This is a genomic window from Cognataquiflexum rubidum (assembly GCF_022538115.1).
Lineage (GTDB): Bacteria > Bacteroidota > Bacteroidia > Cytophagales > Cyclobacteriaceae > Cognataquiflexum > Cognataquiflexum rubidum.
In genome coordinates, this window is record NZ_JAKZAL010000015.1 from 48,586 (window position 1) to 63,321 (window position 14,736).

The window sequence follows — 14,736 nt, forward strand, 5'->3', positions numbered from 1 at the left end:
TAAATATTTAATAAAATATGCAAATATCATATACCAAATTCAACCTGGAACATCCCTGTCCAAGAGTTGCCAGCATTTTCAAACCTAGATAGTCCCTCCAGCCACTTATATCCCACATTTCCCTGCAACTTTATCCGATGTCCATTGATATAGTAGGTATATCCGAGAAGCGCCTCTTCAATTTTATTCTGAAACTCTGAAATTGATTGGTCAGGATTCACAAAAGCATATCTTACCGCAAATTCCGATTTTTGGGAAACCATCTTACTCACTTGGATATTTAAACCTTTTCCAACCTGCACATACCGAATATCACCGGCTTCATTGGTAGTTATTGGATCCGGGCTATTTCGTTGGAAATATTCTGTCATTATCGAATTTCCACGGTACTTAAACACTGCATCTACTATCAAGGTGTTTAAGTTTCTTGCTTCGAATAATGGCAATCCAAGTTGCCCGCCGGTTCTGGTTGATTTGAGGTTTTTTGAATACGTCAAACCCATGGCTAATTTTGGGGTTTCTTCAAATTCAGTATCTCCTTCAGAATAATCACCATTATTGGAAAATAATCCAAAAGGAAGATACTCAACCCTTCCGGTATAAGCCAATCCTGTGTTTGTTTTCGAGGCATTTCTACCCTCTCCGGTTGTAATTGCCCCCTTTAACTGAAAAAAGGAGTTGTCCTTTAATTTTTTGGTATAATAACCAAAAAAACCAAAATCACGGTCAATGGTAAATGCAGCATTTGCTATAGACCTATCGGCAAACTGAAGGTTTCCTGAACTGATGACCCGTTGACGGTTACCGGGCAGTTTGGACTGTCCAAAACCAAAATAAAGATTTTTTGTAGGAAAATAATAAACAATCGCATCTCTAATCGGCTGAGCTATTCCGCTTGATTCTAAATCAAGGTCAGCTTTTGAAAAACCAAGTTGTATGTAATATTGGAATTTGGGATTAAGAATGTATCCATCGAATCTCAATCGGAGTCGTCTTACCCTCATCTCAAACTCATTTATTGTGATATCGTCCCCGTCGAGGGTGTTGAACCCCGCCCTGTTTTGCATTCTAAATCTTAAATTCATCAGAAAAAGCGAATCCTTTGAAAAGCTGACACCTTCTTTTACATCTAACTGCGCTCGTTCATCGGATTCAACTGTTTGTCCAATTGCATTTTGAGCCATTGATGATAAAAATACCAAGAAAATCAAGGTCTGAATTACCGTGATTTTTTCGGAAGACAATATCAAATGGAAATTTTTGATCATTTACAATCGACTTAAAAATTTGAATAAATAAAAAGGCTGTAGAATTTATTCTACAGCCTGTACTTCTAATTACTTTGAAAATTATATTTCCTCTTTGATCAGATTTAGAGCAGAGCCTGCCACAAACCAACCAATCTGTCCTTCATTATAGGTATGATTGACCGCTATTTCGTTTTTGGTTCCATTAGCATGATTCAAAACCACGGTCAAGGGCTTGCCAGGTTTGAATTCGGTCAATCCTACAATATCAATGGAATCATCTTCCTGAATCAGGTCATAATCCGATGGATTTGCAAATGTGAGAGCCAACATACCCTGTTTTTTAAGGTTTGTTTCATGGATTCTTGCAAAAGACTTCACCAATATTGCCCTGACTCCCAAGAACCTTGGTTCCATGGCGGCATGCTCTCTCGAGGAGCCTTCTCCATAGTTTTCATCACCTACGACTATTGATCCGATTGCATGCTGTTTGTAATGACGCTGCACGGAAGGTACCTCACCATACTCACCGGTGAGTTGATTTTTTACTTTATTGGTTTCCAAATTGAAAGCATTTTGAGCACCAATGAGCATATTATTGGAAATGTTATCCAAATGACCTCTGTATCTCAGCCAAGGACCCGCCATGGAAATATGGTCTGTTGTACATTTGCCTTTTGCCTTGATCAGAAGTTTCAAACCCTTCAGATCCGTTCCTTCCCAAGCTTTAAATGGTTCGAGCAATTGTAATCTATCAGATTTGGGATCAACGAGTACACTCACCTTGGATCCATCTGCAGCAGGTGCTTGGTAACCTGCATCTTCAACAGCAAAACCTTTGGTAGGCAATTCAAGACCACTTGGCTCTTCCAATCTCACTGATTCACCTCGTTCATTGATCAGGGAATCTGTCAAAGGATTGAAGGTCAAATCTCCTGCGATAGCCATAGCGGTTACGATTTCGGGAGAAGCTACAAAAGAGTGTGTATTTGGATTTCCATCTGCTCTTTTTGCAAAGTTTCTGTTGAAAGACGTGATGATAGAATTCTTTTCTTGCTTTTCAGCTCCATGTCTTGCCCATTGTCCAATGCAAGGACCGCAGGCATTGGCCAAAACAACTCCTCCCATGTTTTCAAAAATCCCAAGAAAACCATCTCTTTCGACAGTAAATCTTACCTGCTCTGATCCAGGAGTAATGGTGTATTCTGACTTGGCGGTCAGTTTTTTGTCAACGGCCTGCTGTGCCAATGAAGCCGCTCTGGAAATATCCTCGTAAGATGAATTGGTACATGAACCGATCAACCCGACCTCTAACTTGGCAGGCCATCCGTTTTCTCGCACAGCTGCTGCGAATTTTGAAATCGGCCAAGCCAAATCCGGAGTAAATGGCCCATTGATATGTGGCTCAAGTTCAGAAAGATTGATTTCAATGACCTGATCAAAATATTTCTCGGGAGAGGAATACACTTCCTCATCTCCTGTAAGATGAGCCTTGATCGTATTGGCCATATCTGCGATGTCCCCTCTTTCAGTTCCTCTCAAATAAGCTTCGGATTTTTCATCATAACCAAAAATTGAAGTTGTAGCACCGATTTCGGCTCCCATGTTACAAATAGTTCCTTTTCCTGTTGCAGAAAGGGATCTTGCACCATCTCCAAAATATTCAACCACAGCTCCTGTACCACCTTTTACAGTGAGGATTCCGGCCACTTTAAGTATCACGTCTTTGGCTGATGTCCATCCGGAAAGTCTACCGGTCAATTTAACTCCGATTAATTTTGGAAACTTCAGTTCCCAGGGCAAGCCTGCCATCACATCACAGGCGTCGGCACCACCAACCCCAATGGCAATCATTCCCAACCCACCGGCATTTGGGGTATGGGAATCAGTCCCGATCATCATTCCTCCTGGAAAAGCATAATTTTCCAATACGACTTGGTGAATGATACCCGCTCCGGGTTTCCAAAAACCTATTCCATATTTATTGGAGACAGAAGAAAGAAAGTCATATACCTCTTTATTCTTATCATTTGCTTTTTTGAGATCCGCCAATGCGCCGATTTCAGCTTGGATGAGGTGATCGCAATGTACCGTAGATGGAACTGCGACCTTATCTCTTCCTGCCTGCATAAACTGTAAAAGTGCCATCTGTGCAGTTGCATCCTGCATGGCCACCCTATCAGGATTGAAATCGACATATGACACACCTCTTTGGAAAGAAGAATTCGCTTCTCCTTGGGTAAGGTGTGCATACAATATTTTTTCGGTCAAGGTTAGGGGTCTTCCTACTGCTTTTCTGGCAGCTTCCACCCTTGACGGGAATTTGGAGTAGACCGCCTTAATCATTTCTATATCAAATGCCATTGGGAATTGTATTTAAAATGTTGAGAAGGTTAATTTTATCGTTCGCAAAGATAAAAAAACAGGGCAAAATTGGAAGTATTTTCCCTTAAGCTAGGTCATTTATTTAGCCTAAATGTCTTAAAATTTTCAAATTCGCCAATTATTCAGGACAGTCACGCATTCTGTTCCTGTATTGACCTCGAAATCCAAAATAAACTTTGAAAGTAGATTTTTGATGATTTCAGTCTTTTTGGTTTCTTTTCCCCAATTTAAATTCAAAAAAAAACTCTTCACAATTGACACTAATTTGAGGGATTTTGATTTTCAATTTTCGGAATTTTTTTTTAAAATGTAAAAAAGTGATTTTCATATAAATAGAAGTAATTTCCAATTTTATATTTTTAATCCTAAATAGTCAAACTTCAAACCTAAAATACAAAAACCCTATCCTTTGGTTCTAAAAATGTCTACATTTCCTGCCTAAATCAAATCCAAACACCTGTGGAACTGAATATTTTTTCCATTACCCTTTTGGTATCGGGAATTATTGTAGCGGCAATTTCCACTGTAATCATTTACAGATTAGGAGATTCCGTGAGGTGGTTTGCATTTACCATGCTGTTTGTTTCGATATGGGCATTAGGGTATGGCTTTGAGCTATCTGTCAAAAGCTTGGAAGCCATGCTATTTTGGATCAAAATTGAATACATCGGTATTTCCATGGCGCCGGGAACATGGCTTTGGTTTTCTATAAAATATTCAGGTCTTGAAAAATATGCCACTCCAAAAATCTTTTTCCTGATTTTTTTGGTTCCGGCAATTACTTTTTTAATGGTGCTTACCAACGAATTTCACCACTTACATTATCAGGAAGTAACTGTAGATGAATCCGGACCTTTCCCTTTGCTTGCCATCAAAATCGGCCCTTGGTATTATATCCACCTTTCCTTTTTTTACATTTCACTCTTCGTTGGGATTTTAATATTGCTCTATAAATTCAAAAACGCTGATACCGTATTCAAAAAACAAAACAACCTATTGGTCCTTGCAGGGCTGTTTCCCTGGGCGTTCAACTTGATTTACCTATTTGGATTCAGACCATTTGGGCATATAGACCTTACTCCTTATGCATTTTTGATCATGTATATTTTTGTCGGCATAGCGCTGATCAGATTTGACCTTTTCAGCATAAAACCGATAGCGAGAGACAAAGTATTTGAAGTTATCACAAAAGGAATCCTGGTTTTCGATCCGCATTTCAGAATAATCGATTTCAACCCTCATATTGGGAAAATTCTGGAACAGCCTCTGTCATTTTTGATTGGAAAAAAACTTGAGGAAATTGTGGGAGAAAAAACAGAATTGGAAAGTTTCTTAAAGCAGGGAGAGAAGGTGGAGATTGAATCTTCTTTAAATTTAGTGTCAGGAAAAAAAGACCTATCCATCGAATATGTGCCCATCAAAGACAAGAAGGGCGTATCACTTGGCATGATGGTCATATTTGAAGACATCACACTCAAAAAATCGATCCAAAACCAAATTAGGAAACAAGCAGAAGAATTAAAAAATCTCAACAGCCTCAAGGACAAACTATTCACCATTATTTCCCATGATTTGAAAGGGCCGATTTTTGGGATCAGGGAACTGATAAAATTGTCATTTGATGGCGTGATCAGCAAAGAAGAGTTTTTTGAAATCCTTCCTGAAATCAATAAAAACATGGATTCGGTTTCGATTTTGCTTGAAAATCTTTTGGCTTGGACCAGCAGCCAATTAAAAGGAGAGTATTTGGAGAAAAAAATCTTTGAACTCGACAAGTTGGTAGAGCAGCAGGTTTCCCTTTTTGAAAAGGTAACAAAGGAAAAAGGAATTACGCTGACACTCCAAAAATATGGCAATCTCCAGGTTTTTGCTGACAAAAATATGATCGATCTGGCTATTCGGAATCTTATCAGCAATGCGATAAAATTTTCCGGCCAAGGGGATTATGTGACCGTTATTCTCAAAGAAAATGAAGAAACCATTGCAGTCAAAGTCAAAGACACGGGGTTAGGGATATCAGAAGAAAATCTGGAAAAGCTCAAAAACAGGGAATCATTCACTACTCCCGGAAAAGACAAGACCACAGGAACGGGATTGGGAATGCTTCTTGTGCACGATTATGTGGTCAAAAATGGAGGGGAATTGCACATCCAAAGCCAAATAGAAAAAGGAAGCGAATTCAGTTTTAGCCTTCCCAAAAATGAATAACTATTGAATTATAAAGTTTTTAAAAACGCAATGGTATCTATTCCGTCTGCATAATCTACCAAAGTGGGGCATTGGGCTTGACCAAAATCAAGGCTGTCCTCAAACCACCCTCCCCGAGAAAGCTTACATTGGATCTTATCGCTGACCCTCCTGACCAAATCATTCAGTTCCTCTATGGTTTGATAGACTTCATAGTAAAGCACAGAAATAGGAGAAACCAGACCTTTGCTTTCCTGCAAAATCAAAAAACCGTTATCCAAATGATCTTCTTTGTTTACCAGTAAGATGGATTTATTGTATTCGTAATTGTGGAAGTACTTATGGTTATTGGCGATTTCACTGTAATCTTCAATGGAATCCATGAAAGAAATAAGAACCTCCCTATTGGGAACAAAGATCTTTGATACATTTCTACAGCCCAAACCATAGTATTGAAAAATGTCTAGCCCAAGTTTAATATAATCCTCCTTTGATTCACCACCGTCCAATATCCCGACAGAAGTCCTGTTTTTTCTGATGATATTGGGATATTTGCCAAAGTAATACTCAAAATACCTTGCTGAATTATCACTTCCGGTAGCGATATAGGCATCTTTATTTTTGAGCATTTCCTCTACCGAAATCATTGACTTGAATTTTGGTTGGATCGATACCAGTTTTTCGATTAGCCAAAGGATAAGCACCTGGTCCGAAGAGCTGAGTTTGATACAGGCCCGGTGACCTGTCAGCAAGACACACATCAGGTCATGAAAACCCACCGCCGGGATATTTCCTGCCATGAGAACCCCGACCGACTTTGGGTCATTGTCTGAGGGAAGATTGTAGGCCGATAGCCAATTCTCCAAACTTTCCTTTTTCAAAAAAACCAAAAGGGCATTCAGTGCATTTTTTGTCTGTGCTGGAGAAAACCAATTGTTTTGATTTTCTACTCTTCGGCACAGATTGTCCAAATCCTCCTCGGAAATATTTTTGATAAGGCTTCCAAGTTGGTCAAATGCGTCAATTCTCTCTTCGAGGGTCATTGTTTAGGTAATTTTGGCAAAGATATCCAATTCAAAACAATAATGATTTTTGGCCGATTGAAAATAAATTACTTAGCATGACAACTTTTTATTGCAGGAATGGTTAATTCCATGTTAATTTTGGGGAACAAAAAAAGAGGATTATGGCTATAATGATAACCGATGAGTGCATCAACTGTGGTGCCTGCGAACCAGAATGTCCTAATACCGCCATCTACGAAGGTGGTATTGAGTGGACTTGGGCTGGCGGGACCAAGTTAAAGGAAGTGACCCTTTCGGATGGGTCAGTGCTGGATGCCAATGAAAAACAAGAACCTAGATCTGACGAGTTTTACTATATAGTCACAGAAAAATGTACGGAATGTACCGGGTTTCATGAGGAGCCTCAATGCGCTGCGGTATGTCCGGTTGATTGCTGTGTAGACGATCCAGATCACAGAGAAACGGAGGAAGATCTGATGGGCAAAAAGATTCTAATGCATGGAGAATAAAAAGAGGGGAATCCCCTCTTTTTTTGTTTTGATTAAGAATGAATGGTGGAATTGAACCAATAATCAATGAAACCTTCACTTCAATTAAAAAAAACTAGATAATCCCTTGAATATGATTTTCGAATTGATTTAACTTGTCCTCAAAATAAAGGCTATATCAAACAAAAACTTTGGCAAGTGGAAGATCACAGAGGAAATGACAGAGAAGAAATCTTCTCAAAAAGAGTGAAGGCAGGTAAGCGGACTTACTTTTTTGATGTAAAATCAACCAAGTCAAACGACTATTACCTTACCATTACAGAAAGCAAAAGAAGGATGCAGGGCGATACTTTTGTTTTTGAAAAACACAAAATATTTCTTTACAAAGAGGATTTCGGAAAATTCATTGAGGCTTTGCAAAGCGCTGTAGACCATGTCAAGAATGATTTGATGCCTGAGGTTGATTTCTCTCAATATGAGGTTGAGGAATCAGAAACCGAATTCGATGACGAGCTGAAGTGGGAATAATCCCCATTTTTTAAATCATAAAGAGAAAAGAAACAATATCAGGGAATCTTCGTGGGGTTTTGAACAATCCGATTCGAAAGATTTCATTGTGATTGTTTCTTTTTCCTATCTTTCTATTACTTATGAAAAAGCCAATCATCGCCCTTTTATTTTTCATTTTCGTGCTTTTGGTGATTGGTTGGTATTTTTCAAACATCACTTTCTACTTTATTTTCTCTCTGGTTTTGGCGGCAATTTTGCGTCCATTGACCAACCGGATCAATTCATTCCACATCATCGGCCAACACACGCCAAGATGGCTTGCCATTTTGCTGTCATATGGACTGGTATTGACTTTAATTTTCCTGATAAGTTTACTTTTTCTTCCCTTGATCAGTGCGCAGATTCAGGTGATTTCATCTTTTGATCCGGATTTCTTATATGAGCAGATCCAAAACCCAGTCGGCAAAATCGAGGACTTATTGATCAAATTTGGTTTGGTCAAAAGCGATCCGGGATTCTTGATACTCCAAGTCAGAGAAACACTTATATCAAGTTTTGGGTCGATCAATTATCAGGGTATTGTCAATACAGTTGTCAATACCACAAGTTCTTTTTTGATAGGTGTCATGGCCGTCAGTTTTATTTCCTTCTTTTTGTTGCTTGAAAATGGTCTCCTGAGAAGGAATATCATGGACCTCATTCCCAATCCTTATTTCGAGTTGTCTGTTTCCACATTCAATAAGGTCGAAAGACTTCTTTCCAATTATTTAGTCGGGCTTTTGATCCAAATCACCTGCATTTTTTCTTTGGCCGCCATCGGACTCACCTTAATGGAAATTGATTATGCTTTGACCATCGCCATGTTTGCAGCTGTGGCAAATCTCATACCTTATGCTGGACCCTTGCTTGGAGCAACTTTTGGGGTAATCGTAGGGATTTCTACCGGGAATTTTGAAAATTCCAATGAGATAACTTTCATGATCATCAAAATACTTTCAGTTTTTGGGGTTGTCCAGTTGACTGATAATATCATATTGCAGCCTGTAATATTCTCCAAATCTGTAAAAGCACATCCGCTTGAAATTTTTGTGATTATCTTTGCCGGTGCGAAAATCGCCGGTATCCTTGGGATGATCTTTGCAATACCGGTTTACACCATTTTCAGGGTATCCGTGTTGGAATTTTACCGGGGTTACCGAGAATACCGAATCTTTAAAATGTAAAAAACAATCTTAAATGGCTTTACAATGTGGCATCGTTGGCTTACCCAACGTTGGAAAATCAACTTTATTCAACGCACTTTCTGCTGCAAAAGCTGAAGCTGCAAACTTTCCTTTCTGTACAATAGAACCAAATGTCGGAGTAGTAACCGTTCCGGACCAACGGCTGTCCGTATTAGAGAAGCTAGTAAATCCAAACCGTGTTGTGCCAACTGTGATTGAGTTTGTCGACATCGCCGGACTGGTCAAGGGAGCAAGCAAAGGAGAAGGTTTAGGAAATAAATTTCTCGCAAATATCAGGGAAGTCGATGCAGTGATCCATGTGATCAGGTGCTTTGATGATGAAAACATTGTGCACGTAGCAGGTGGTGTTGATCCGGAATTTGACAAAGAAGTCATAGACACCGAACTACAGCTCAAAGATTTGGAATCAATAGACAAAAAAATCGCAAGAATAGAAAAAATAGCCAAATCCGGAGATGCAAGAGCCCGAAAAGACCTGGAAGTTCTTCAAACATTCAAATCAGAGCTCGAAGCAGGAAAAAACGCAAGGGCTGTTTCGATTGACAAGGAGGAATTTGAAGCCGTTAGAGACTTACATCTTTTGACTATCAAGCCTGTGCTCTATGTAGCCAATGTAGATGAAAAAAGTCTTTTGACAGGCAATAAATATGTAGATCAATTGAGAGAAAAAGTAAAGGAAGAGCATGCGGATGTCATCATTCTCTGTGCGGCCATCGAGTCACAAATCGCTGAATTGGACGATGCAGACGAAAAAGCCATGTTTTTGGGAGAATACGGCTTAGACGAAAGCGGCTTGAACAAATTGATTTCGGGGGCGTACAAGTTACTTGATTTGATTACTTATTTCACTGCGGGGGTTCAGGAAGTCCGAGCATGGACAATCAAAAAAGGTTGGAAGGCTCCACAAGCTGCCGGTGTCATCCACACAGATTTTGAAAGAGGATTTATCAAAGCAGAAGTAATCAAACTTTCTGACTACGAAATGTATAAATCAGAGGCCGCCTGTAGGGAAAATGGAAAAATATCGATTGAGGGCAAAGAATATGTCGTTCAAGACGGAGATATCATGCATTTTAGATTCAATGTATAACAAGTTTAAAGAAATTAATTTGTACTTTTGCAAGAACCGTGAATATTGTGATTAATGATTAATTACCAAGTTTAAATAATTGTTTCATTTCTATTTTTATTAAACCCGTGAGAATAAGATTAATATTTTCGTTAAAAAACAAAGGTGCTTATTTACCTTTCCATCACCAGTACATCTTGGCTCAATTTCTGAAAGGATTGATCGTGAAAGGTGGCAGGGAAGAATTTTTTAACTACAATTACTTCAATTTCTCTGGTCTTAAAGGTCAGACCAAAGTAAGTCGAAGCGGACTTCACTACTACTCGAGCTTAGTCACTCTAGTGCTTTCATCACCCAATGAAGAATTTATGGACTATTTGCTGGAGCAGGTATTCGAAACTCCTAAAATTGAGTTAGGAAACCTTATCCTTTCCCCTGAGTACACGGAACAGGAAACAGAACCAACATTGGAAGTTTCAAACAAATTTGTTTGTATCTCTCCATTGGTATTGTTGACACCTGCTTTCAATGATGAATCGGGAAAAAGATTTATCAACCCGGATACAGATGAATTCTCTGACCTGCTGTATGAATCTACCCTGACTAGGATGGAAAGATCGGGATGGTACAACCAAGAACAAATGGAATCCTTCTACAAATTCCAAGTTGTACCTGACATGAATTATGTAAATAAGTTGAGAGAGCAGCAAAAGAAATTTGCTAGAATCTACTCCGTTTACGACATGGATGTGAAGTATGAAGTAAGAGGGTATACTTTACCTTTTACACTATATGCAGCTCCAGAGGTGCAAGACTTTGTGTTTAAGTGCGGATTGGGTGCGTTCACCCACAAAGGATTTGGTATGCTAGACCTTGCAAACCATGCTCCTAACCAACGCGCTGAACCCTACAAGTTCAAAAGAGAAGGTTTCATTCCTTACAAAGCCCAGGATAGACCTAAGTCCGGAGAATCGGAAGAAGGACAAGAGGAACTTTAAAACAATAAAACCGGCCGCAAGCCGGTTTTATTGTTTACTTACTTTTCAATCAGTTGCTTTTCTAATTTTTCAATCTGATGTGAAACTGACTGTGTTCATCAGAAATGAGCCCCAAATATCCACGCCTGTTTCGGTCTGGAAAATAATGTACAGATCTTCCCTTCCATTCGTTTCTTCTATTCGCAGACTATAATCAAACCATTTATTCTGTTTGTTTTTTGGCCTGTTTTCTTCACTGAGAACCGGAGTTTTCCCAATTAATTTCCCATCTACACTACCGACTCTCACCTCAAACCACCCTGATTTCTTATTCGGATCAAGAGAAAGAACCAAATTTTTTACCTCACTAAGGTCAATTCCATTGAATCCGATGTGGGATAAGTTCTCAGTAAACTTGACCAATTTTGAATCCTGCCAATTGGCTTTTGCTGTGCCTTTGAAATAATCAGCCTCAGCAGCCAATAACATAGGGTTTCTAAGCACAACCTGTTCCCTTCTCAGTATTGGCGCAATTCCATTTGCACCCTTATCCTGATAGCTTACTGTCAAGAGATACGTTCCATTCAAATTCCCTTTGGCATGTTGGTTTAAATTCAAAACACCTTGAGCAGCAATCCTGTTTTTGGGATTTGATTGCTTGTTTGGAGACAAGGAAAGGATATACTCTACCATTTCTCCAATATCTCCTTGCGATAGATGTGCATGGCTTGGCATCTGTCGCTCGCCCCATACGCCGCCTCCACCATTGGTAATTTTCTTTACAAGATAATTTTTACCTGATGGATCACTTTCATATTTGACTGCCACTGTCGCATAACTTGGACCAATGGATGGATTGTCAATGCCGTGACAGGCATTACAACCACTCTTAACAGTCAGATTTTGACCCAATAGACTAACTGAAGGCGTTTCCTGCTGGTGCCCTTCCGCGGCTTCTACCCTATCGAATCCATTTTTCAAATAATCCCACGTGACCATGATCTTATCTGCCGGAATGACGCCATCTTCACGGTCTGCGACAGTCACCTGGTAATCAATCGAAGGATTTCCCCAATAAAATGATTGGTTGTTATCCATTTGAATTGAAATTTCCGGAGGCTCATTACCCACTGTCACTTCGAGTTGGTAAGTGTCAATTTTCCCCTCATTGTCTGTGACGGTCAGGGTAGGTTTGAAAATTCCGGTTTTCTCAAAGGTGAATGTGGGATTTTGTTCCCTCGACTGTATTTTCCCTGTTCCTTCAAAATCCCATCCGTAGGTCAACAAGCTGTCGCCTTCATCAAAATCCATGCTCCCTTCACTAGAGAATTGAACGGTCAAGGGCGCTGCTCCCTGGTTTTTATCCGCAGCCGCTTTGGCCACAGGCTTTCTGTTTCCTGCACTGAATTCTATTTTGTATAATCCTGAGTCGTCATTTTGAGCTGACCAATAAGTCCCATATTCGAGTACATAAAGTGAACCGTCGGGGCCAAACTGCATGTCAACAGGCTTATCAAAAACTAACGTGGGAAGAAACCTTTCCATGGAATCCAAATCGGAATTCTCATCCATCGTGACTGTAAAAATCCAATTACGCATCCAATCATAGATAAACAATTTACCATGATAGTATTTTGGAAATTTCACCTCTGTCTTTGGAAACAAGTCGTGATAGTAAACCGGTCCTGCCATGGCATTCCGCCCCCCTGAACCCAATTGGGGGAAATCCTCAGAGTCAGCATATGGATACCAGATAAATGCCGGTTGGGCGGGAGGAAGTTGCTTGACTCCGGTATTGTTTGGAGAATTGTTGACCGGTGCCTTGGGATCATATTCAAAAATGCTTTGCTGCTTTTCAAAATCATAATACCAATACGGCTTATTGTTGGCAATCAGGTATGGCCATCCAAAGAAGCCTGCTTTCTTGGCTTGATTGACTTCATCGTAACCTCTTGGCCCTCTTTGAAGACTGTCTTTTGTGGCATCAGGTCCGACTTCTCCCCAATATAAATACCCGTTCTTTTGATCAACCGAAATTCTGAAGGGGTTTCTATTTCCCTTGACATAAATCTCAGGACGAGTATCAGGAGTTCCTACCGGAAAAAGGTTGCCCTCAGGTATAGTATATGTCCCATCGGGCTGAGGTGTAATTCTCAAAATCCCTCCCCGAAGGTCATTGCTATTGCCGGAACTTCTCTGTGCGTCGACGTTTTCGGGCCTTCCATTTCTCTCATCGATGGGATTGTAGCTGTCAGATTCGAAAGGAGTAGTGTCATCGCCTAGTGAAAGGAAAAGATTTCCTTTATGGTCAAACTCAATAGAGCCACCGCTATGGCAACAGCCTCTGAAATGCGGAATCTCCAACATGATTTTTTCTGAAGCCATTTCAATCATGTCATCTACAAGAGTAAATCTTGACAAGCGGTTGATACTGACAGGTTCTATAGGAGCATAATAAAGGTAAATCCAACTATTCTTATCAAAGCCGGGATCCTTTGCCAATCCCAACAAACCATCTTCCCCATCAAAATAAACGTTCAGAAAACCGATTTCTTTGGTTCCTCCATTTGAGGGTTCATACATTTTGACCTTCCCTTTTCTCTCAATGAATATCACCCTCCCATCACTGAGGACTTCCAATTCCATGGGTTCATCCAGTTTTTCCACCAGGGCGACTTTGGTAAAGCGGCTATCCTCCGGCTTTTCAGTGACAAATTTTTCCTCTTCCTTTTGGCAGGAGGCAAAAACAATAAGCATCGCTGAAAAAAGAATAATGGGTAAAAGTGGTTTCATGGGCCTTATGGGTTTGAGATAAGACCAAGATATAGAAAATAAGATTTAAACAAATAAAAAAATCCCCTAGAGGCTAGGGGATTTAACAAATGGATTTTGGAGTAATTAAAATTTAAAAGAGAGACCGAGCATCAATTGTTGGAATCTGAAATCACCATCTCCGGTAAAGACATCATCAATGTTGACTGTTTGTCCATTGAGCACTCTTTCATACCTGAGATCCAATCCTACATTCCCAAGGTTGAGTCCGATTCCAAATTGATACCCTGCATTGAATTTGTCAAATTCGAAGTCACGCAACTCGTCTTCTATATAGTAATGGAAAGAAGGTCCTGCAAATACTGAAACCACAGACCCCAATAGGTTTAACCCAACCAATACAGGCGCATCAAGTCTTTGGGTTTGCAATTGGACTGAGTTGATTTCTGATTTTAAATTGGTATAATTGAGTTCTGGTCTCAGGAAAACCGGTCCTGCATTTACCTTCCCAAATAATCCCAAATGGTAACCAAGGTTATTTTTTGGAGATCCCCAAATCGCCTCAGCATCCTTAAAATACTGTCCGTTTGAATTGTAATTTAATCCTCCTTTGATTCCAAACCCTCCACCGGTTTGAGAGTACCCTGAATGGCAAAATACCATCAGGACAAACATGAGTACGCTGGCTTTCAATGTAGTTTTCATAATAGTTGGTTTATGTGAATTGAAATATATTTTCAGCAAATGATATTAGGGTTGACGCATATCTGACAATTCTTTTTTGAGCAATTGTTAATCTTTGCAAACACATTCATCTGATTTGCTGTTAGTA

11 protein-coding genes are annotated in these 14,736 nt (G+C 39.8%); 6 read left to right on the plus strand and 5 right to left on the minus strand.

Annotation, left to right across the window (positions count from 1 at the left end; translation table 11 throughout):
• Positions 1–26: 26 nt before the first annotated feature.
• Positions 27–1,268 carry a porin gene (locus MMU05_RS15855; protein ID WP_241142660.1) on the minus strand — a complete coding sequence of 414 codons (1,242 nt, stop codon included), beginning with the start codon at positions 1,266–1,268 and terminating at the stop codon, positions 27–29.
• Positions 1,269–1,349: 81 nt separating this feature from the next.
• Positions 1,350–3,611 carry an aconitate hydratase gene (locus MMU05_RS15860; RefSeq protein ID WP_241142661.1) on the minus strand — a complete coding sequence of 754 codons (2,262 nt, stop codon included), beginning with the start codon at positions 3,609–3,611 and terminating at the stop codon, positions 1,350–1,352.
• A 480-nt stretch (positions 3,612–4,091) separates the two neighbouring features.
• On the opposite strand from MMU05_RS15860, the gene MMU05_RS15865 reads away from it, so the two are divergent.
• A complete protein-coding gene (locus MMU05_RS15865; RefSeq protein ID WP_241142662.1) occupies positions 4,092–5,840 on the plus strand; it encodes a sensor histidine kinase in 1,749 nt (582 codons plus the stop codon).
• Between the two features lie 8 nt (positions 5,841–5,848).
• Here the strand turns inward: MMU05_RS15865 and MMU05_RS15870 are convergent, their stop codons facing one another.
• A complete protein-coding gene (locus tag MMU05_RS15870; protein WP_241142663.1) occupies positions 5,849–6,862 on the minus strand; it encodes an acyl-CoA reductase in 1,014 nt (337 codons plus the stop codon).
• Positions 6,863–7,005: 143 nt separating this feature from the next.
• Here MMU05_RS15870 and MMU05_RS15875 point away from each other — a divergent pair, with 143 nt between their 5' ends.
• The 5 genes from MMU05_RS15875 to cas6 all read left to right on the plus strand — a co-directional run bounded on the left by MMU05_RS15875 (position 7,006) and on the right by cas6 (position 11,153).
• Positions 7,006–7,353, plus strand: a complete 348-nt coding sequence (locus MMU05_RS15875) for a 4Fe-4S binding protein (RefSeq protein WP_241142664.1) — start codon at positions 7,006–7,008, stop codon at positions 7,351–7,353.
• Positions 7,354–7,530: 177 nt separating this feature from the next.
• Positions 7,531–7,860, plus strand: coding sequence for a DUF3276 family protein (locus MMU05_RS15880; RefSeq protein ID WP_241142665.1), 330 nt, complete (start codon positions 7,531–7,533; stop codon positions 7,858–7,860).
• A 122-nt stretch (positions 7,861–7,982) separates the two neighbouring features.
• Positions 7,983–9,065, plus strand: coding sequence for an AI-2E family transporter (locus tag MMU05_RS15885; protein WP_241142666.1), 1,083 nt, complete (start codon positions 7,983–7,985; stop codon positions 9,063–9,065).
• 13 nt (positions 9,066–9,078) lie between these two features.
• Positions 9,079–10,176, plus strand: coding sequence for a redox-regulated ATPase YchF (ychF, locus tag MMU05_RS15890; RefSeq protein WP_241142667.1), 1,098 nt, complete (start codon positions 9,079–9,081; stop codon positions 10,174–10,176).
• A gap of 107 nt (positions 10,177–10,283) precedes the next feature.
• On the plus strand, positions 10,284–11,153 hold the full coding sequence (cas6, locus tag MMU05_RS15895) for a CRISPR-associated endoribonuclease Cas6 (RefSeq protein ID WP_241142668.1): 870 nt from the start codon (positions 10,284–10,286) through the stop codon (positions 11,151–11,153).
• 69 nt (positions 11,154–11,222) lie between these two features.
• Here the strand turns inward: cas6 and MMU05_RS15900 are convergent, their stop codons facing one another.
• Together MMU05_RS15900 and MMU05_RS15905 are read right to left on the minus strand one after the other, a co-directional pair.
• Positions 11,223–13,925: a PQQ-dependent sugar dehydrogenase gene (locus tag MMU05_RS15900; RefSeq protein WP_241142669.1), complete on the minus strand. Its 2,703-nt coding sequence runs from the start codon at positions 13,923–13,925 to the stop codon at positions 11,223–11,225.
• A 105-nt stretch (positions 13,926–14,030) separates the two neighbouring features.
• Positions 14,031–14,609, minus strand: a complete 579-nt coding sequence (locus MMU05_RS15905) for an outer membrane beta-barrel protein (protein WP_241142670.1) — start codon at positions 14,607–14,609, stop codon at positions 14,031–14,033.
• Between the last annotated feature and the right edge of the window lie 127 nt (positions 14,610–14,736).

Excerpts from the sequence above, each read along its gene's own strand:
- MMU05_RS15900 (WP_241142669.1), bottom strand. The coding sequence starts at position 13,925 with ATGAAACCACTTTTACCCATTATTCTTTTTTCAGCGATGCTTATTGTT.
- MMU05_RS15860 (WP_241142661.1), bottom strand. The coding sequence starts at position 3,611 with ATGGCATTTGATATAGAAATGATTAAGGCGGTCTACTCCAAATTCCCG.
- ychF (WP_241142667.1), top strand. The coding sequence starts at position 9,079 with ATGGCTTTACAATGTGGCATCGTTGGCTTACCCAACGTTGGAAAATCA.
- MMU05_RS15870 (WP_241142663.1), bottom strand. The coding sequence starts at position 6,862 with ATGACCCTCGAAGAGAGAATTGACGCATTTGACCAACTTGGAAGCCTT.
- MMU05_RS15855 (WP_241142660.1), bottom strand. The coding sequence starts at position 1,268 with ATGATCAAAAATTTCCATTTGATATTGTCTTCCGAAAAAATCACGGTA.
- MMU05_RS15875 (WP_241142664.1), top strand. The coding sequence starts at position 7,006 with ATGGCTATAATGATAACCGATGAGTGCATCAACTGTGGTGCCTGCGAA.
- MMU05_RS15885 (WP_241142666.1), top strand. The coding sequence starts at position 7,983 with ATGAAAAAGCCAATCATCGCCCTTTTATTTTTCATTTTCGTGCTTTTG.
- MMU05_RS15905 (WP_241142670.1), bottom strand. The coding sequence starts at position 14,609 with ATGAAAACTACATTGAAAGCCAGCGTACTCATGTTTGTCCTGATGGTA.